Annotated in this window: 17 protein-coding genes and 1 tRNA gene; 9 read left to right on the top strand and 9 right to left on the bottom strand. The window is 70.0% G+C overall.

The genetic code is table 11. The features are described 5' to 3' along the window. Window positions 1–23 precede the first annotated feature (23 nt). Complete coding sequence (locus tag D7X12_RS45615; RefSeq protein WP_208719287.1) at window positions 24–188, bottom strand: hypothetical protein; 165 nt, start codon at window positions 186–188, stop codon at window positions 24–26. Between the two features lie 78 nt (window positions 189–266). On the opposite strand from D7X12_RS45615, the gene folD reads away from it, so the two are divergent. Next, window positions 267–1,118 carry a bifunctional methylenetetrahydrofolate dehydrogenase/methenyltetrahydrofolate cyclohydrolase FolD gene (folD, locus tag D7X12_RS25945; protein ID WP_120627965.1) on the top strand — a complete coding sequence of 284 codons (852 nt, stop codon included), beginning with the start codon at window positions 267–269 and terminating at the stop codon, window positions 1,116–1,118. Window positions 1,119–1,195: 77 nt separating this feature from the next. Here the strand turns inward: folD and D7X12_RS25940 are convergent, their stop codons facing one another. Then, on the bottom strand, window positions 1,196–1,546 hold the full coding sequence (locus tag D7X12_RS25940; protein ID WP_279637243.1) for a hypothetical protein: 351 nt from the start codon (window positions 1,544–1,546) through the stop codon (window positions 1,196–1,198). Window positions 1,547–1,795: 249 nt separating this feature from the next. On the opposite strand from D7X12_RS25940, the gene D7X12_RS25935 reads away from it, so the two are divergent. After that, entirely contained in the window at window positions 1,796–2,731 is a 936-nt protein-coding gene (locus D7X12_RS25935) for an ADP-ribosylglycohydrolase family protein (protein ID WP_120627963.1), read from the top strand. Window positions 2,732–2,740: 9 nt separating this feature from the next. On the opposite strand, the gene D7X12_RS25930 is transcribed toward D7X12_RS25935, so the two are convergent. From D7X12_RS25930 to metF, 3 genes are read right to left on the bottom strand one after another with little or no spacing between them, the layout of a single operon-like run. Further along, the gene (locus tag D7X12_RS25930) at window positions 2,741–3,796 is read right to left on the bottom strand and encodes a hypothetical protein (RefSeq protein WP_208719285.1); all 1,056 of its coding nucleotides are present in this window, start codon (window positions 3,794–3,796) and stop codon (window positions 2,741–2,743) included. Then, complete coding sequence (locus D7X12_RS25925) at window positions 3,793–4,215, bottom strand: hypothetical protein (protein ID WP_120627962.1); 423 nt, start codon at window positions 4,213–4,215, stop codon at window positions 3,793–3,795. Before D7X12_RS25925 ends, D7X12_RS25930 begins: the two co-directional genes overlap by 4 nt. Then, window positions 4,212–5,084: a methylenetetrahydrofolate reductase [NAD(P)H] gene (gene metF / locus D7X12_RS25920; RefSeq protein ID WP_120627961.1), complete on the bottom strand. Its 873-nt coding sequence runs from the start codon at window positions 5,082–5,084 to the stop codon at window positions 4,212–4,214. The genes D7X12_RS25925 and metF overlap by 4 nt, the downstream gene beginning before the upstream one ends. Window positions 5,085–5,181: 97 nt before the next feature. Here metF and gcvT point away from each other — a divergent pair, with 97 nt between their 5' ends. From gcvT to gcvP, 3 genes are all read left to right on the top strand, one after another. Continuing rightward, window positions 5,182–6,267: a glycine cleavage system aminomethyltransferase GcvT gene (gcvT, locus tag D7X12_RS25915; protein ID WP_120627960.1), complete on the top strand. Its 1,086-nt coding sequence runs from the start codon at window positions 5,182–5,184 to the stop codon at window positions 6,265–6,267. Between the two features lie 41 nt (window positions 6,268–6,308). After that, entirely contained in the window at window positions 6,309–6,692 is a 384-nt protein-coding gene (gene gcvH, locus D7X12_RS25910) for a glycine cleavage system protein GcvH (RefSeq protein WP_120627959.1), read from the top strand. A gap of 105 nt (window positions 6,693–6,797) precedes the next feature. Next, a complete protein-coding gene (gcvP, locus tag D7X12_RS25905; protein ID WP_120627958.1) occupies window positions 6,798–9,701 on the top strand; it encodes an aminomethyl-transferring glycine dehydrogenase in 2,904 nt (967 codons plus the stop codon). An 84-nt stretch (window positions 9,702–9,785) separates the two neighbouring features. On the opposite strand, the gene D7X12_RS25900 is transcribed toward gcvP, so the two are convergent. The 3 genes from D7X12_RS25900 to D7X12_RS25890 all read right to left on the bottom strand — a co-directional run bounded on the left by D7X12_RS25900 (window position 9,786) and on the right by D7X12_RS25890 (window position 13,917). Next, entirely contained in the window at window positions 9,786–10,691 is a 906-nt protein-coding gene (locus D7X12_RS25900) for a cation diffusion facilitator family transporter (protein WP_120627957.1), read from the bottom strand. A 77-nt stretch (window positions 10,692–10,768) separates the two neighbouring features. Then, window positions 10,769–12,013 carry an energy transducer TonB family protein gene (locus tag D7X12_RS25895; protein WP_120627956.1) on the bottom strand — a complete coding sequence of 415 codons (1,245 nt, stop codon included), beginning with the start codon at window positions 12,011–12,013 and terminating at the stop codon, window positions 10,769–10,771. 119 nt (window positions 12,014–12,132) lie between these two features. Beyond that, window positions 12,133–13,917, bottom strand: coding sequence for a SpoIID/LytB domain-containing protein (locus D7X12_RS25890; protein ID WP_120627955.1), 1,785 nt, complete (start codon window positions 13,915–13,917; stop codon window positions 12,133–12,135). Window positions 13,918–14,038: 121 nt separating this feature from the next. Between D7X12_RS25890 and D7X12_RS25885 the strand changes: the two genes are divergently transcribed. Beyond that, complete coding sequence (locus D7X12_RS25885; RefSeq protein WP_120627966.1) at window positions 14,039–15,715, top strand: right-handed parallel beta-helix repeat-containing protein; 1,677 nt, start codon at window positions 14,039–14,041, stop codon at window positions 15,713–15,715. An 80-nt stretch (window positions 15,716–15,795) separates the two neighbouring features. Here D7X12_RS25885 and D7X12_RS25880 read toward each other — a convergent pair. Beyond that, window positions 15,796–15,867, bottom strand: a tRNA-Cys gene (locus tag D7X12_RS25880). A 141-nt stretch (window positions 15,868–16,008) separates the two neighbouring features. Between D7X12_RS25880 and D7X12_RS25875 the strand changes: the two genes are divergently transcribed. The 3 genes from D7X12_RS25875 to D7X12_RS25865 form a co-directional block, all read left to right on the top strand. After that, entirely contained in the window at window positions 16,009–17,160 is a 1,152-nt protein-coding gene (locus tag D7X12_RS25875) for an acyl-CoA dehydrogenase family protein (protein ID WP_120627954.1), read from the top strand. Window positions 17,161–17,292: 132 nt separating this feature from the next. Then, complete coding sequence (locus D7X12_RS25870) at window positions 17,293–17,643, top strand: rhodanese-like domain-containing protein (RefSeq protein WP_120627953.1); 351 nt, start codon at window positions 17,293–17,295, stop codon at window positions 17,641–17,643. Window positions 17,644–17,712: 69 nt separating this feature from the next. Beyond that, window positions 17,713–18,598: aspartate-semialdehyde dehydrogenase (locus tag D7X12_RS25865; protein ID WP_120627952.1), on the top strand; the 886-nt coding region annotated here is incomplete at its 3' end.

Genomic DNA, 18,598 nt, shown 5'->3' with positions numbered 1-18,598 from the left:
CGCCCCCCGAGATCTACACTCGACTAGTCGTCGGCAGCGTCAGATGTGTAATAAGAGACAGGTTCGGGGAAGTCCGGGGGCGCGGCGTGCTGTTCGTCGAAGTAGTGGCCGGCGGCCACGCCCGCGATGAGGGCGAGCACGATGGCCCAGGGCCCGCCGATGAGGAGGCCGACCATGAGTCCCAACATCGCCCCGAGAACTTTTCCTGCACCCATGGCTTCGCTTCGCTCCCTTGCCTCCGGGCAGTTTTGCATAAGGTGCGGCGCATGACGGCCCAGTTGATCGACGGCAAGGCAGTGGCGGCGCGCGTGCGGGCGGAAATCAAGGCGGAGGTGACGCGCCTGAAGGCGGAGCGCGGCATCACCCCGGGACTCGCGGTGGTGCGCGTGGGGGAGGATCCCGCCTCCAAAATCTACGTGACGGGGAAGAAGAAGGCCGCCGAGGAGGTGGGCTTCAACTCCTGGGAGCACCACCCGGACGAGACCATCACCCAGGAGGAGCTCCTGGCGCTGGTGCACCGGCTGAACGAAGACCCGGCCGTGCACGGCATCCTCGTGCAGCTCCCGCTGCCCAAGCACATCGACGCGGACGCCATCATCTCCGCGGTGAAGCCGGAGAAGGACGCGGACGGCTTCCATCCGATGAACGCGGGCAACCTGCTGCTGGGGCGGCCGGCGACGCGCGCGTGTACGCCCTACGGCGTGATGCGGCTGTTGGAAGAGGTGGGGTGCAACCCGGCCGGCAAGCGCGCGGTGGTGGTGGGGCGCAGCAACATCGTGGGCAAGCCCCAGGCGCTGATGCTGCTGCAGAAGGACGCGACGGTGACGGTGTGCCACCGCAAGAGCGACCTGCCGGCGGAGGTGGCGCAGGCGGACATCCTGGTCGTCGCGGTGGGCGTGCCGGAGCTGGTGAAGGGCGCGTGGATCAAGCCCGGCGCGGTCGTCATCGACGTGGGCATGAACCGCAAGGCGGATGGCAAGCTCGTGGGCGACGTGGAGTTCGCCGCGGCCTCCGAGCGCGCCTCGTTCATCACCCCGGTGCCCGGCGGCGTGGGGCCGATGACCATCGCCATGCTGATGAAGAACACGCTGGAAGCCGCGCAGCGCGGCGTGAAGTAGGCGTCTGTCCATGCCTCCCTGCCCATGATGGCAGGGAGGTGGGAATGCCAGACGTCATCGCATCCATCCCGTTGCAATCAGTTGCGAGGCCCGTGTCCCGGGCGTTCACGGGCGAGCGTCAGCACCGGAAGCTCGCCGGCTACGCGCGCGCCGGCCTTGGGTGCAATGGCATTCACGGGCACCCCGGCCCAGACAGACAGCCGCTCCAGGGCGAGCGTCTGCTCCGCTTCCGGCAGGTCGAGGATGGACGCGCCGTGGTTGCCGGCGGGCGTGAAGAACCGGTACGAGTCATTGCGCCGGCTCACCTCGAAGGCGTTCGTGGACCAGGGGTCGTTCTCTCCGTAGATGAAGAGCATGCGCTGGCCAAACGCCTTCACCCACGTCTCGATGAGCGGAATGGCAAAGGGATTGAACGGGTAGCGTCCAATGCCAGGGATTGGGCCTGCGCCGGGGCGTCCGGTGCCGCCACGGACGTCTCCTCGGGGAGCGGCAGCCCCTCACCACAGGCCTGGAGCACCAATGTCAGCGCGCTGAGGAGCAGGGCGGGTCGTCGGATGGACTTCAGCATGTGTTGCATTCCCCTCGGGTGTCCGGCCCGGAGGGATTCCAGGTCGGTTTGCGGCAGACCGCAGTTGGATTACAACGGTGCAGTTCGTGCGACGAAAGGATGTCTGAGGATGGTGGGGCGCGAAGAACGTGTGGCAGGAGGTCTGTATGGGTTGCTCATTGGCGATGCCCTGGGCGTTCCGTATGAGTTTCACCGTCCTGAAGACATCCCGGCGCCGGAGGCCATCGACTACCAGCCGCCGCCCGGCTTCCGTCGCGCGCATGACGGCGTCCCGCCTGGCACCTGGTCGGACGATGGGGCCCATGCGCTGTGTCTGCTGGATTCCCTGACGCACCAGAAACGCCTCGATTGCGAGGACCTGGGCCGGCGACTGGTGAACTGGCATGAGTGGGGCTACCTCGCCGTGGACGGTCAGGTGTTCGACATTGGAATGCAGACCCGCACCGCGTTGGAGTGGCTGCGGGACGGTTCTCCCGCGCTCCTCGCCGGGCCGTCTGGAGAGAAGGACAACGGCAATGGCTCACTGATGCGGGTGTTGCCGTTGGCGCTCTGGCATCAGGGCAAGGACGCGGCCCTGGTCTCGGATGCGATGGCCCAGTCGCGCGTGACGCACGGGCACCTGCGCGCCCAGGTGTGCTGCGCGGTGTATTGCCTCTGGGCCCGGAGAATCCTGCAGGGCGCGGAGTCACCGTGGAACGACGCCGTGGCCACCTTCCGCGACCTGTATCCGGAGGAGTTCCCCGCGCGCGCGGAGCTGGACCAGCACATCCGACCGGAGGACCTGACGCCAGGGCAGGGGAGCGGCTACGTCGTGGACTGCCTGCGCTCCGCGCGCGACTGCGTGGAGAAGGGCCGCACGTACGAAGAGGTCGTCAAGGCGGCCATCCGGCTGGGCCGGGACACGGACACCACGTCCGCGGTGGCGGGCGGCATCGCGGGCCTGGTCTACGGCCTCAAGGGGATTCCGGACCGCTGGCGTTCCACGCTGCGCGGTGAGGAGCTGGTGAAGCCGCTCCTCGAACGGCTCCTGAAGGCCACGGGTTGAGGCGGCACTTCAGTCCGGGAAGATCTCCAGCACGTCCTTCAGCATCGCGGCGCCCGTGCCGCGAGCACCCTGTTCGGCGTTGATGATCGTGTTCACGCCGTGCAGGTCGCTGCGGAAAACCGCGCCCATCTCCATCGCGCCCAGGCGGGAGAGGGGATGGGCCGCGTCCACGCCCGTGGGCCGCACGCTCCACTCCCATTTCCCGCCGCCGAGCGGCTCCCCGCGCGCCAGCAGCAGCACCTGGCCGCCCTTCGCCCGCGCCGCGTCCAGCTCCGCGCGTGTCACGCCGCGGATGCCCGTCACCGACACGTCCGTCAGCGTCGTGGGCACGCGCATCACCGCGTTGGCCAGGATGACCAGCTTGCTCGCCGTGTCCCAGCCGTCCAGGTCCAGCGACGGATCCGTCTCCGCGATGCCCAGCGCCTGCGCCTCCGCGAGCGCCGCTTCGTACGTCTTCCCCTCCGCCATGCGGCACAGCAGCAGGTGGCTGGTGTTGTTGAGCACGCCCTCGAACCGGCCCAGCTTCCCCAGCGCCAGGTCCCCGCGGCCCAGCGACACCAGCGGCATCGCCGCGCCCGCCGCGCCACTGAAGCGCAGCGCCGGCCGGCCCGGCGACTCCAGGTCGCTCAGCGCCGCCAGCTCCGCGTACCCCAGCACCAGCGGCCCCTTGCTCGCGAGCACTGCCGGCATCCCGCGCATCAGCGCGTCCCGCGTGATGTCCAGCCCGGGCTGCCCGTCCTTCAGGCTGGTGGGCGTGGCCTCCAGCAGCAGGTCCGCCTTCACGTCGCGCACCAGCGCCCGGCCGCTCATCCCCGGCCGGCCCACCCCGGGCAGCGACGCCACGGAGCCCTTCGCCCGCTTCACCTCCAGCACCGACGCGAGGTCCAACCCATTCGGCGACACCGCCGCGCCACCCGAGTCCGCCACGCCCACCGGCAAGAGCTCCAGCCGGTAGCGCTCCAACAGGAGTGACGCGCGCGACTGGAGGATCTCCAGCAGCGGCACGCCCACGTTCCCCAGGCCCGTCAGCAGGAAGCGCACGGTGCGCACGGCGCGGACGCTCATGGCGCGAACGCCTCGCGCACCCCATCCCGGCGCAGCGTGAAGAGCATCCACACCGCCACCGGCACCCCCGCGAAGCACCCGGGCGTCAGCGTGTACAGTGCGCAGATGGCGCCCACCGTCGCGAGCCCGTAGCCCTTGAGGTTCATCGCGCTCCACGCACCCCAGATGGCGATGAGCCCGCAGAGGATGCCGCCCAGGATGGCCAGCGAGAACCCCCACGTGAACTCCAGGACCACGGGCGGCCCTCCCGGAGGCGAGAAGGGCGACACCACCTTGAGCGCCGCGAGCAGCGCCCCCAGCAGGCTGAAGGTGACGTGCAGCACGCCCACGATGAGCAGGAAGAACGCCGGGAAGCGCACGATCTGGAACACCTTGAGGCGCGGATCGTTCGGCGGCAGCTGCGGTCCGGGGCCGCTCACGAGCGGGCCCTCAGCGCGCTCACGATCATCCGCGTCGCGGGCGACTTGTTCAGCGTGTAGAAGTGGATGCCCGGCACGCCGCGCGCCAGCAGCTCCATGCACTGCACCGTGGCGTGCGCCACGCCCAGCTGCACCACCGCGTCCGGCTGGTCCTTCACGCGCTCCATCTGCAGCGCCAGACGCATGGGCACGGTCGCGCCGCACATGCGCGTGAAGCGCTGGACCTGCTCGTAGTTGGTGATGGGCATGATGCCGGGGACGATGGGGACGTTGATGCCCGCCCGTCGCGCCCGCTCCACGAAGTCGAAATAGAAGGCGTTGTCGAAGAAGAGCTGCGTCACCACGAAGTCCATCCCCGCATCCACCTTCGCCTTCAGGTGTCTGAGGTCGTCCTCGCGCGACGCCGTCTCCACGTGGCCCTCCGGATAGCACGCACCCCCGAGGCAGAAGTTGAAATCCTCTTCTCGGACGAATCGCACCAGCTCCTCGGCGTAGCGGAAGCCGCCCGGCACCGGCTCGAAGGTCTGCTGCCCCTGCGGCGGGTCCCCGCGCAGGATGAGCACGTTCTCGATGCGTGCCGCGGCGAGCCGGCGCAGCACGTCACGCAGCTCGTCCCGGGTGTGCCCCACGCACGTCAGGTGGGCCATCGCCTCGATGCCCGTGTGCTGCTTGATGTGGGTCACCAGCTCCACCGTCCGGTCCCGCGTGCTCCCGCCCGCCCCGTACGTCACCGACACGAAGCCCGGATTCAGCGGCGCCAGCTCCTCCACCGTCCTCAGGAGCGAGGCCACGCCCGCGTCCGTCTTGGGAGGAAAAAACTCGAAGGAGAAGCAAGGCTGGGAGGGATTGAGGCAGTTGCGGATCTTCATGTCCGGAGCAGTTTAGACCTTCCGCGTCGGCCTTGATCGGAGAAGGTGCATCGCTATAGTCCGCGCCGTTTCACCACCCCCCTTCCAGGAGAAGTCAATGACCCGGCGTACGCCCCTCAACGAGGCCCACCGCAAGCTGGGGGCCCGGATGGTCGACTTCGTCGGTTGGGACATGCCGGTGCAGTACACCTCGGTCATCGCCGAGCATGAGGCCGTGCGCACCGCTGTCGGCCTCTTCGACGTCTCGCACATGGGCGAGATTGAATTCGCGGGCCCCGGCGCGCTGGAGACGGTGAACCGGCTCATCTCCAACGACCTTGCGCGCTGCCAGGACGGCCAGGCCGTCTACGCGGGCCTGCTCAACGACCTGGGCGGCTTCGTGGACGACGTCGTCGCCTACCGCTTCAGCCCGGAGCGCATCCTCATCTGCGTCAACTCCAGCAACCGCGAGAAGGACTTCGCCTGGATGAAGGCGCGCGCGGAGGGCGTGGCGCCGGTGGACCGGGGGGACGACTTCGCGCAGATCGCCGTCCAGGGCCCCAACGCCGTGGCGCTGGTGCAGCGGCTGACGAAGGCGGACCTGTCCCAGGTGGGCACCTACCGCTTCACCGAAGGGGAGGTCGCGGGCGTGAAGTCCATCATCTCCCGCACGGGCTACACCGGCGAGGACGGCTTCGAGCTGTACTGCGCCACCGACGACGCGGTGAAGCTCTGGGACGCGCTCCTGGAGGCCGGGCAGCCGGACGGCGTGAAGCCCTGCGGCCTGGGCGCGCGCGACTCGCTGCGCACGGAGATGAAGTACGCGCTGTACGGCAACGACATCGACGATGCGCACACCGCCCTGGAGGCGGGCCTGGGCTGGATCGTCAAGCTGGACAAGGCGGGCGGCTTCATCGGCAAGGACGCGCTCGTCGCGCAGAAGGCCGCGGGCGTGCAGCGCAAGCTCGTGGGCTTCGAACTCACCGGCGCCGGCATCCCCCGCCACGGCTACCCCCTCCTCAAGGACGGCGTCCGCGTGGGCGAAGTCACCAGCGGCACGCAGGGCCCGTCGGTGAAGAAGCCCATCGGCATGGGCTACGTGCCCACGGCCCTGGCCACCGAGGGCTCCACCTTCGACGTGGAGATCCGTGGCCGCGCCGTCCCCGCCGTCGTCGTGAAGACCCCCTTCCTCAAGAAGTCCTGATTTCCTTCCATCCCTCCGCATCCCTGCGAGGAGCAGCCTCCATGTCCGATTCGATTCCGCAGAACCTGAAGTACACGAAGGAACACGAGTGGGCCCGCGTCGAGGGCAAGACCGTCGTCGTGGGCGTCACCGCGCACGCGCAGGAAGCGCTCGGCGATGTCGTCTACGTGGAGCTGCCCAAGCTGGGCGCCACCATCACGGAGGGCAAGCAGTTCGGCGTCATCGAGTCCACCAAGGCCGTGTCGGACCTGTACGCGCCCCTGAGCGGCAAGGTGGTGAAGGTGAACGACGCGCTCACCGGCAATCCGTCCATCATCAACACCGACCCGTACGGGGCGGGGTGGATCGTGGAGGTCGAGCCCTCGGACACCGAGCAGGTGGGCAAGCTGCTGGACGCCGCCGCGTACGCCGAGCTCCTGAAGTAATCGACGCGCAAGAAGTGGAGCGTCCTGGCTGTTAGAGACGCTCCACGAGGCCCCGACCCCCTCGGACGCCGACTCCTTCCGCACCTCACGCGAGCCCTTCCGACCATGTCCTTGAACTGGAAGTACCAGGAGTCCTTCGCCGGCCGGCACATCGGCCCGGAGGCCCCCGAAGTGAAGCAGATGCTGTCCACGCTGGGCGTGGACTCGCTCGACGCGTTCATCGAGCGCACCGTGCCGCCCGCCATCCGCGCCCAGGAGCCGCTGCGCCTGCCGCCCGGCCGGGGCGAGAACGAGGTGCTGGCGCAGCTGGAGGCCATCGCGGCGAAGAACCAGGTGTTCCGGTCCTTCATCGGCATGGGCTACCACGACACCCACGTCCCCAACGTCATCCTGCGCAACATCTTCCAGAACCCGGGCTGGTACACCCAGTACACGCCCTACCAGGCGGAGATCGCCCAGGGCCGGCTGGAGGCGCTGCTCAACTTCCAGACGATGGTGACGGACCTCACGGGCATGGAGGTGGCCAACGCCTCCCTGCTGGATGAAGGCACCGCCGCGGCGGAGGCCATGGGCCTCGCGCTGCACGCGGCGGGCGACAGCACCGGCGGCGCGTTCTTCGTGTCCGAGGCCTGTCACCCGCAGACCGTGGACGTGGTGCGCACGCGCGCGCTGCCGCTGGGCGTGGAGGTCGTCGTGGGCGACCACCGCACGGTGGACCTGTCCGCGAAGAAGTTCTTCGGCGCGCTGGTGCAGTACCCGGCCACCGACGGCGTGGTGCACGACTACCGCGCCTTCGGTGAGAAGGTGCACGCGGCGGGCGGCCTGTTCATCGTCGCGGCGGACCTCTTGAGCCTCACGCTGCTCACGCCTCCCGGCGAGTTCGGCGCGGACGTGGCGGTGGGCAGCGCGCAGCGCTTCGGCGTGCCGCTGGGCTACGGCGGCCCGCACGCCGCCTTCTTCGCCACGAAGAACGCCTACACCCGCGTGATGCCGGGCCGCCTCATCGGCGTGTCCGAGGACGCGCAGGGCCGGCCCGCGCTGCGCATGGCGCTCCAGACGCGCGAGCAGCACATCCGCCGTGAGAAGGCGACGAGCAACATCTGCACCGCGCAGGTGCTGCTGGCCGTGATGGCCGGCATGTACGCCGTCTACCACGGGCCGGACGGCCTCAAGTCCATCGCGGAGCGCGTGCACGGGCTCGCGGTGCTGCTGTCCCGCGGCCTGACGAAGCTCGGCTTCAAGCCGCGCCATGATCAGTTCTTCGACACGCTGCGCGTGGAGCTGACCACGGCGCAGGTGCGGGGCGTGCTGGCCGCTGCTGAAGGCGCGAAGATGAACTTCCGCCGCATCGACGACAAGACGCTGGGGCTCGCGCTGGATGAGACGACGCGCGCCAAGGACGTGGAGGACATCCTCGCGGCCTTCGTGCAGGGCGCGAACAAGGCCGCGGGCACGGTGGTGCTGGAGGAGCTGGCCGGCGACCTGGAGAGCCCGCTGGTGAAGGAGGTCCGCCGCACGAGCGCGTACCTCACGCACCCCGTCTTCAACCGCTACCACTCCGAGACGGAGATGCTGCGGTACGTGCGGCGGCTGGAGGCGAAGGACCTGTCGCTCACGCACTCCATGATTCCGCTGGGCAGCTGCACCATGAAGCTCAACGCCACCGCGGAGATGATCCCGGTGACGTGGCCGCAGTTCAGCAAGCTGCACCCGTTCGCGCCCACCTCGCAGGCGGCCGGCTACAAGGTCATCTTCGAGCAGTTGGAGAACGCGCTGTCGCAGGTGACGGGCTTCGCCGGGTGCTCGCTGCAGCCCAACGCGGGCAGCCAGGGTGAGTACGCGGGCCTGCTCGTCATCCGCGCCTACCACCAGGCCCGGGGCCAGGGGCACCGCGACGTGTGCCTCATCCCGTCCTCCGCGCACGGCACCAACCCGGCCTCCGCGGTGATGGCCGGCTACCAGGTCGTCGTCACGAAGTGCGACGAGAACGGCAACATCGACCTGAAGGACCTGGCGCTCCGCGCGGACGAGTACAAGGACCGGCTGGCGGCGCTGATGGTGACCTACCCGTCCACGCACGGCGTGTTCGAGGAGGAGATCAAGGAGATCTGCGCCATCATCCACGAGCGCGGCGGCCAGGTGTACATGGACGGCGCCAACCTCAACGCGCAGGTGGGGCTCACCGCGCCGGGCCACATTGGCGCGGACGTGTGCCACATCAACCTGCACAAGACGTTCTGCATCCCGCACGGCGGTGGCGGCCCGGGCATGGGCCCCATCTGCGTGGCCAGCCACCTGGTGAAGTTCCTGCCCGGACACCCGGTCATCCCGACGGGCGGCGCGGAGGCCATCGGCGCCATCTCCGCGGCGCCGTGGGGCAGCGCCAGCATCCTGCTCATCTCCTGGATGTACGTGCAGATGATGGGCGGCGAGGGCCTGACGGAGGCGACGAAGCTGGCCATCCTCAACGCCAACTACGTCGCCGAGCGCCTCCAGCCGCACTACCCGGTGCTGTACCGGGGCAAGCGCGGCCGCGTGGCCCACGAGTGCATCCTGGACCTGCGCCCGCTCAAGAAGACCGCGGGCGTGGAGGTGGAGGACGTGGCCAAGCGCCTGATGGACTACGGCTTCCACGCGCCCACCGTGTCGTTCCCGGTCGCGGGCACGCTGATGATTGAACCCACGGAGAGCGAGTCCAAGGCGGAGCTGGACCGCTTCTGCGACGCGATGATCGCCATCCGCCAGGAGATCCGCGACGTGGAGGAGGGCCGTTCTCCCAAGGACAACAACGTCCTCAAGAACGCGCCGCACACCGCGCGCACGCTCACCGCGCCGGAGTGGAACCGCCCCTACACCCGCGAGCAGGCCGTGTTCCCCACGGCGTGGGTGCGGGACAACAAGTTCTGGCCGTCCGTGGGGCGCCTGAACAACGTGCTCGGGGACCGGAAGCTCGTGTGCTCGTGCCCGCCTATTGAGGACTACGAGACGCCCGCGCAGAAGGTGGCGTAGCGCGCAGTCCTCCTTCGGGAGTCACCGGGGCCGTCTTCCTATGTGGGGAAGGCGGCCCTTGGTGTTTTCAACGCCCGTGGCGCGTCAGCGGGCCCGCGAGGGCTCCACGTGCACCACCACGTCCACCACCTGCGGGTAGGCGCCGTGCAGCGTCTCCTCCACCTTGTCCGCCACCTCGTGGGCCTGGGCGGTGGTGAGCTGCGGGTCGACTTCAATCTTCAGGTCCACGTAGACGCTCTCCTCCATGCCCCGGCTGCGCACGTCGCGGCACGAGCGCACGCCGGACACCGCCAGCGTGTGCTGCGACACCTGGAGCGGGTCCAGGCGCGCGGTGTCGGAGAGGATGCCCACCGCCTGCCGGACGATGCCGTAGGCCACCCACGCGACGAAGACCATCACGCCCAGGGCGATGAGGCCGTCCGCGCGGGGGAAGCCCGCCGCGACGAGCCCGATGGACACCAGCACCGCGAGGCTCACGAACACGTCCGACAGCGTGTGCTTCGCGTCCGCGAGCAGGAGCGCGCTCTTGTACTTCTCACCGTAGTGACGCTCCACGCGCGTGACGGCCAGGTTGACGACGAGCGTGAACACCATCACCCCCGCCATCGTCAGCGACACCGTCGGGTGCTTGTCGTGCACCAGCGAGTCGAGCGCCATGCGCCCCAGCTCCAGCATGCCCACGCCAATCATCGCGCCGATGCCCAGCGACGCGAGCGCCTCGAACTTGCCGTGCCCGTAGGGGTGGTCCGCGTCCGCGGGCTGGGACGCCACGCCCATGGCGACGAGCCCCAGCACGTTGGAGCCGCCGTCGATGAACGAGTGCAGCCCGTCCGCCGTCACCGACGCGGAGTGGGCCATCAGGCCGAAGACGAGCTTGGCGACCGCCACCACCCAGTTGGCCACGAGGATGGCCAGGAGGACGAAGCGGATCTTCCGGTTGCGCTCCTGGAGCGCGGCGCTGCGGTCGACGATGGGGGCGGTGGCTTCCACGGCGGGGCAGGGTAGTGCCCCGGGCTGTCATCCGCGAGCATCCATTGGGGCGGGATGCCCGGCGCCGGACGGTGCGGCTACTGCCGGAAGAGGCGCATCCGGGGGCCGCCGCCCATCTCCAGGAAGAAGCCGAACTGGAAGCGCACCGTCGCGTCCTGGCTCAGCAGGCCGGACGGCGGGTTGGGGAAGGGCTGGGCGCGCTTGAACGAGGAAACGGCCTCCATGTCCAGGAAGTCCAGGCCGCTGCTCTTCTCCACCTGGATGTCCTTCACCGCGCCGCGCTCGTCCAGGGTGATGGTGAGCAGCGTCTGCCGGTCGCGCCCGGAGTAGATGTTGCCCGTCGGGTCGCGCACCCGCAGCTGCTCGTTGGGGTTCCAGTGCATGCCCACGCTCTGCTTCACGCGGTTGAAGAAGCTCGCGTACTTCCACTCGCGCGTGTTGAGGAAGGTGCCGTCGCCCTCCTCCTGGTCCTGCAGCATGTCGTTGGGCGCCGCGCCCACCACCCGGTCCATGGCCGCCTGCGAGGGCATCAGCGTCGCGAGCCCCGGTGCCCCGGTGCGGCCCGTGGAGCCCTCCTGGTCGCTGGCTTCACCCTCGCCGGGCTGGATGCGCAGGCGCTTCGCGTTGCCCGCCGTGGCCTCGCTCTCCGACTGGTTCTTCACCGCCATGCCCGGGCCTCGCTCGCGCGGATCCGTCTTCATGGCGATCTCCTGCTTGCGGCGCGTCTCCGGCATCTCGAAGGTGGGCTTCTGGCCGCCCTGCGCCTGGGGCCTGTCGTCCGCGCCCTGGCCGTTGTTGCCGGACACGCGCGGGGGCTGCACCTGCTCCGTCCGTGCGCCCTCCTGCTTCTGGGGCGCCGTCTTCTGGGGCATGGCGTTGCGGTAGAAGGCCGTCTGGTCCTTCGCCCGAGTCTCCTTCTGGACCGTGTTGTTGCTCTCGGCCAGGTACTTCGCGTCCGGGGAGACCTGATCATTTCCCGGGGCCACGTCCACCACCTGGCCCTCGGGCTTCTTCGTCTCGTCCGGCTTCTTCTCTTCCTTCGTCTCGCGCTTCTCGCTGGGGCGGGGCTTCGTCTGCTGGGACGTGGGGCCCCGGTTCTTCGCCCACTGGTCGGAGGTGAGCGGCCGCACGGCCACGGAGGTGGGGCGGGGCGCCGGGCGCTTCTCCCCCCCCGGCAGGTTCATCTGGACGTAGGACAGCAGGAGCACCAGCCCCACGAAGGCCACGTGCCCCACGAGCGCCAGGACGAGCGCCAGCAGGTAGCGCAGGGATGCGCGCTCCTTGCGTCGCTGACGCCAGTCTGTCGGGGAACCCTTCGCCACGGCCTGATGATAAACCTCCGGACCGCCTCTTCAGTCCCGAACGTGCGGCCCGTAACAGTCGAAAATCGAAAGAGATTCGCGTGCCCGGCATTGGGTACGCGCGAAGTGTCCTCTTCGGTTCAGTAGATGGGCGCGACCTCCGCGCCGTTGAAGTAGTAGCGGAGGATGTCCGGGTAGCGCTGCCCGGCCTCGGCCCGGCCAATGGCGCCTGTCTGACACATGCCTACGCCGTGGCCCCAGCCACCGCCCCGGAAGAGCCACCCGGTGGGGCGGCCCTCGGCGTCCCGCTCGGCCTCCACGGTGGCCATGCTGCTGTTGAGCATCCCGAAGAGCCGCCGGATGTTCAGCTCCCCCCGGACCTGGGTGGCGCCCTTCGCGCCGGAGAGGGAGAGCAGCCGGGCCCGCCCGGACACCCCGCGCTCGGACAGGCTCAGGGCCTGGATGGAGCCCACGCCCAGCTTCTCCGTGAGCGCGTCCACCTGGGCCTGCGTGAAGCGCTTCTCCCACCGGAACTTCGTGGGCTGCGCGAAGCTGGACAGCCTGCACGCGGCGGGCACGTCCGGCGCGGCCAGCCACGCCTTGAGCGACGACGGACGGGGCACGTCCGGGGCGGCTTCCAACAGGTCGGGACGTCCCCGCAGGCTGGGGTCGGGCGGGCCGCCCCACACGACGTCGTTGTCCTCGGTGTGGCCGCCGCACACGGCGCTGTAGACGGAGTCCACCAGCCGCCCGTCCTTGCTGAAGAGGGCCTCGCCCCGGGTGGCCTCCACCGCGGCGGTGGTGCTGGCCGCTTCGCCGGTGCGGCCCCGGTACACGGCGCAGTGCTGCTCCGAGCAGAGGAGATAGGGATCCGCCAGGTGCTTGATGCCCACCTTCGCCAGCACCTCGCCCCGCGCGGTGACGGCCTGGGCCTTGAGCGCCTCCGGGTGCGCGCGCGCGAAGATTTCGGAGGGCACCAGCCCCTTGAGCAGCTCCTCCAGCGGCACCACGTTCACCACCGCGAGCTTGCCGCTCCGGTCCGCCGCGAACTGGAGCGCGCCCCGGAAGCTGCGGTCCTCGAAGGCGTGGAAGTCGTAGCCCACGCCGTACTCCACCTGCCGCACGTCGAAGCCGCTGCCGTCCGGCGTCTCCGCGTCCAGCCGGTCCTGCGCGAGCCCCACCACCGCGTCGTTCTCGTCCCGCACCTCGAGGATGGCGCTCGACGGCTTGCGGACCTCCTCGAAGAGGGTGGTGCGCAGGCCGTACTGGCGCAGCAGCTCCGCCTGCTTCTCGGCCGCGGTGGAGGGCGTGAGCGCCTCTTCGCCCAGCAGCAGGTAGCGCCGGTTGTCGATGACCTTGCCCGCGATGCCGTACACGGAGCCCAGCGTGTGCGTGCGCACCGCGAGCCCCCGCGCGCGCCACGTCTCCTGCGCCTCCGCGAGGCCCGCCTTGTCCGCGAACCGGAACTCGCCCAGCTGCAGCCGCGCGCTCCACTGCGCGGGTTCGCCCTGCGTCACCCGCACCGTCCAGCGCGAGCCCGCCGGCGCATCCAGCATCTTGTCGCCCGGCCCTCCGAAGCGCAGCCGCATCCGGCCGCGCGGTGAGAACGTCACCGCGTCGCGCCCCTCCATGAGCTTGATGGGCAGGTGGGGCTCGCCGTTGCGGAAGTCCAGGCGCTTCAGGTCCTGGGGGCCCGGCAGCCCCAAGGTGAGCGGATCCGCCGGGTCGTTCGCGGCGGGTAGCGCCACCCCCGCGTCGGAGGCACCGGACGGGGAGGGGGCCTTCGGGGACGCTGGGTCCCGCGCGGTCGCGGTGACCTCCGGTTCGCCCAGGCCCTGGGTGCGTGGGGCAGGGGAAGGCGCGGGCGCCGACGTGGCACAGGAGACGAGCAGCAGGGCGGTCAGGAGCAGGACGGCTTTGGACACGGCGGCGGCACCGTAGCCGCCGCGCGGTCAGGCGTCACGGTCCTCCCTTCCCCTGAAGCGAGTACCTCCCCCGATGACCGCCAGTGAATAGAAGCGGCGACGCCATCCGTTGGCCCTGCTCATGCGAATTCACGGAGGCAACGGATTGACGAAGCGAAACACCCTGGTGACCTCCCTGGCTGCCTGTGCCCTGGCCCTGTCTCTGAGCGCTTGCGGCGGCGGCTCGGGCGGGTCCTCGGACCCGGGAAGCACTTCGTCGGGAAACCCCGCCCAGACTCCCGCGACCCACAACCCCCCTCCTTCGGGGAAGACCGCGAGCACCCCGGGCAAGGCCCCTCCCATCGGCGTGCAGCCGGTGGCGGACACGCCCGCCGCGCAGCTCCCGGCGCACGCGGACCATGCTCCCCTCGCGGGGCCCGGTCCCCAGCCCGCCGTCAGCGCCACGCCGATGACGGCCACCGCGAGGATGACGGCCGCCCACGAGTGGGTCGTGTCCCCCAGCGGTAACGACGGCGCCGAAGGCTCGGCCGCCGCGCCGCTGCGCACCATCGCGATGGCGGTGGGCAAGGCCAATCCCGGCGACCGCATCCGCGTGCTCGCGGGCACCTATGCCGAGCGCGTCGTCCTGGGCGAGAACGCGCGCGCCGGTACGCCCGAAGCGAAGATCACCCTCCAGGGCGAGGGCCGCCCGAAGCTCACGCCGGGCAGCGGCTCGGGCGCGCTCGTCCAGGTGCGCCGGGCGAACTGGGTGCTCGACGGCTTCGACCTCGACGTGCAGTCGCAGCCCATCTTCGGCGTCACCTTCGAGGGCGACGTGCAGGGCTCGGTGCTCGCCAACTCGGAGCTGCACAGCGGCACCAGCGGCGCGGGCATCACGACGTTCAACAACGCCCGGGGCCCCACGGTGGAGAACAACAACATCCACGGCTTCGTGCGGACCACCGGCAACCAGGACTCGCACGGCATCGTCGTGCAGGCCGGCTCCTACGACGTGACGGTGCGCAACAACGACATCCACGACAACTCCGGTGACTCCGTGCAGTGCCTGGGGCCCGAGGGCGTCAGCAGCCTGCCGCCCGCCAAGGGGCTCCTGGTGGAGAACAACCACCTGTTCAGCAACCGCGAGAACGCCGTGGACATCAAGACGTGCCACGACGTCACCCTCCGCAACAACCGGATGCACCACTTCCAGAAGTCGTCCACGGCCACGGGCGAGGCGCTGGTCATCCACTACTCCGCGAAGAACGTCGTGGTGGAGGACAACGAGCTGTACGACGCCTCCAAGGGCATCTCCGTGGGCGGCAACCACGAGGGCCCGGTGCCGCAGGGCATCGTCGTGCGGCGCAACCGCGTGCACGACATCACCGACGCGGGCGGCGGCGAGGGCACCGGCATCCGGCTGGAGAACTCGCAGGGCACGGTGGTGGCCAACAACACCATCACCCGCGCCAAGACGGCCATCGTCCTGGGCCACGGCACCGGCGGCCCCACCGAGGCCCTGCGCGTGGCGAACAACCTCGTGGACGCGCCCATCGCCGTGGACCTGGGCGGCCAGGCCCCCAGCCTCCAGATGGGCTCCAACCTCTACCCGGCAGGGGCCCAGTTCAAGCAGAACGGCCAGTTCGTGGCCCTGGACGCCTTCAAGGCCGCCACCGGCGACACGACCTCCGCGGGAGGCGACACGGCGGTGTCGGACACCTTCGCCCCGTCACCGTCCGCCCAGGACAAAGGCCTGGACGAGGGCCAGCCCTTCTGCGGCGCGGCTCCGGACATCGGCGCGGTGGAGCTGGGCTGCTAGGCGCATTCCCAGGCCTGCACCCCGGAAAAAACAGAAGGCCCGACGCGGAGCTTGCTTCCGCATCGGGCCTTCTGTCTGTGAGGCGCCACCCGGATTCGAACCGGGGAATGAAGGTTTTGCAGACCTTTGCCTTACCACTTGGCTATGGCGCCGGAAGTGATTGGGGTCGGGTTTATACGCAGCCCCGTAGGAGCCGGTCAAGGAAGCAACACCGTCCAGCTCCGGTTCTCGTCCCGCTAGCATGCGGCGCGGGGCGTCACGCCCGTGAACCTGGACCCCGAAGGGACGACACGATGCTGCATGGCCATGGAGTTTTCCAGGAGGAGCATGAGGCCTTCCGCCGCACCGTCCGGGCGGTGGTGGACCAGGAGCTGCGCCCGTTCGCCGGGGCGTGGGAGGAGCAGCAGGAGTTCCCCCGGGAGCTCTTCCGCCGCTTTGGCGAGCTGGGCTTCCTGGGCTTGAAGTACCCGGAGGCGCATGGGGGCACGGCCGCCGGCGAGCTCTACGAGGCGGTGCTCCTGGAGGAGCTGGGCCGCTGTGGCTCGGGCGGGGTGGCCGCCGGGCTGGGGGCGCAGTTCACCATCGCCACCGGCCCCCTGCACCTGTTCGGCACGGAGGCCCAGAAGCAGCGCTGGCTGGCCCCCGCCATCCGGGGGGAGAAGATTGGCGCGCTGGGCATCACCGAACCGGACGCCGGCTCGGACGTCGCGGGCCTGCGCACCACGGCCCGCCGCGACGGTGACCACTACGTCGTCAACGGCTCCAAGACGTACATCACCAACGGCGTGCGCGCGGACTTCGTGGTGCTGGCGGTGAAGACCGACCCCGAGCGCGGCCACAAGGGCCTGTCCATGCTCGTCGTGGAGCGGGGCATGCCGGGCTTCGGCGTGGGCCGCAAGCTGCAGAAGGTGGGCTGGCGCGCGTCGGACACGGCGGAGCTCTTCTTCGAGGACTGCCGCGTCCCGGCGGAGCACCTGCTGGGGGTGGAGGGGCAGGGCTTCTCGCAGATCATGGGCAACTTCCAGTGGGAGCGCCTGTCGCTCGCCCTGGGCGCGGTGGGCGCCATGGACGACATGCTGGACACGGTCCTCGCGTACGTGAAGGAGCGCCGCGCGTTCGGTCAGACGCTGGGGCAGTTCCAGGTGATCCGCCACAAGCTCGCGGAGCTGTACACGGCGCGCGAGTGCGCGCGTCAGCTCACCTACCACGCGCTGCGCCTGCACGTGGCGGGCGAGTACGCCGTCGCGCAGACCTCCATGGCCAAGAAGGTGGCCACCGAGACGTGCTGCCGCGTGGCCGACGAGTGCCTCCAGCTCCACGGCGGCGCCGGCTACATGATGGAGTACGACATCCAGCGCCACTGGCGGGATGCGCGGCTCGGCCCCATCGGCGGCGGCACGACCGAGGTGATGAACGAGATCATCGCCAAGCAGCTCGGGCTCTGATTCCCGGGCCGTCCAGCGGGGCCCTGTCGGCCCCGTTGGGGTCCCCGAAGGCAGGCGAGCAGGCGTGTTGGAAGAGGGGAGACGGCCCCCGGGTTCTTGTTCGAAGGAACATGTCGCCTCGGGGAGGCCCCGGTGGAGCCCACCATCATCTGCGATGAGCTGTTCATGCGTCTGGGGGACGAGGATGTGCTCGTCCTGGATTGCCGCGACGCGATGGACTGGGAACGGTTCGAGATCCACATCCCCGGCGCGCTGCGGATGACCGCCTCGGAGATCGCCCGCGACCTGGGAATGCTGCCGGATGACGAACTCATCGTCCTCTGCGGCACCACCCAGGACTGCGCCGACATCCGCCGCGTCTGCCGCGTGCTCCGCCTCCGGGGGAGGAACGCGGTCTGCCTCGCCGGAGGGCTCCACGCCTGGGTGACGGGGGGCTACCCCACCGAACGCCACGTGCGCCCCCAGGCCCACGCCCACCGTTGAGCGGCGGATGCGATGCCTCGTGAAACGGTGTAAGGAGCGCCCTGTCGCCCCCACCGGAGAACCCCCACGATGGCCAAGCTTCGCGCTGTGCTCATTGGCGCCACCGGACTCGCGGGCCAGCAGTTCATCGCGGCCCTGAAGGACCACCCGTTCATCGAGCTGACCGGGCTCGCCGCCTCGCCCCGTTCCGCGGGCAAGACGTACGCGGAGGCCCTGCGCGCCTCCAACGGCATGCTGGCCTGGTTCGTGCCGGAGCCGCTGCCCGCGGGCATCGCCGGCATGACGGTGCTCAGCGGCGACGCGGTGCAGGCGAAGGACTACGACATCGCCTTCTCCGCCGTGGAGGCGGACGTGGCGCGGGAGCTGGAGCCGCGGCTCGCCCGCGACATCCCGGTGTTCTCCGCCGCGAGCGCCTTCCGCTACGACGCGGACGTGCCGCTGCTGCTGCCCCCCGTCAACGCGGCCCACGCGCCGCTGATCCAGGAGCAGCGCCGGCAGCGCGGGTGGAAGGGCTTCATCGTCCCCATCCCCAACTGCACCACCACCGGCCTCGCCGTGACGCTGGCCCCGCTGGCCGAGCGCTTCGGCGTGAAGGCGGTGCTGATGACCAGCCTCCAGGCCATGTCCGGCGCGGGCCGCTCGCCCGGCGTCATCGGCCTGGACATCCTCGACAACGTCGTGCCCTACATCCCCAAGGAGGAGCACAAGGTCGAGGTGGAGACGAAGAAGATCCTCGGGGCGCTCAACCCCGCGGGCGCGGCGCTCACCCCGCACGACGTGCGCGTCTCCTGCACCTGCACCCGGGTGGCCGTGCTGGAGGGCCACACCGAGTCCGTCTTCGTGTCGCTCGGCAAGAAGGCCACCGTGGCGGAGGTCGCCCAGGCCATGCGCGAGTGGCAGGGGGCCGAGGTGGCGAAGGCCCTCCCGTCCGCCCCCCCGCGCTGGATTGAAGTGC

The organism is Corallococcus sicarius (assembly GCF_003611735.1).
Lineage (GTDB): Bacteria > Myxococcota > Myxococcia > Myxococcales > Myxococcaceae > Corallococcus > Corallococcus sicarius.
Note: the sequence above shows the minus strand (reverse complement) of the source record. Positions and strands in the feature narration are given on the sequence as shown.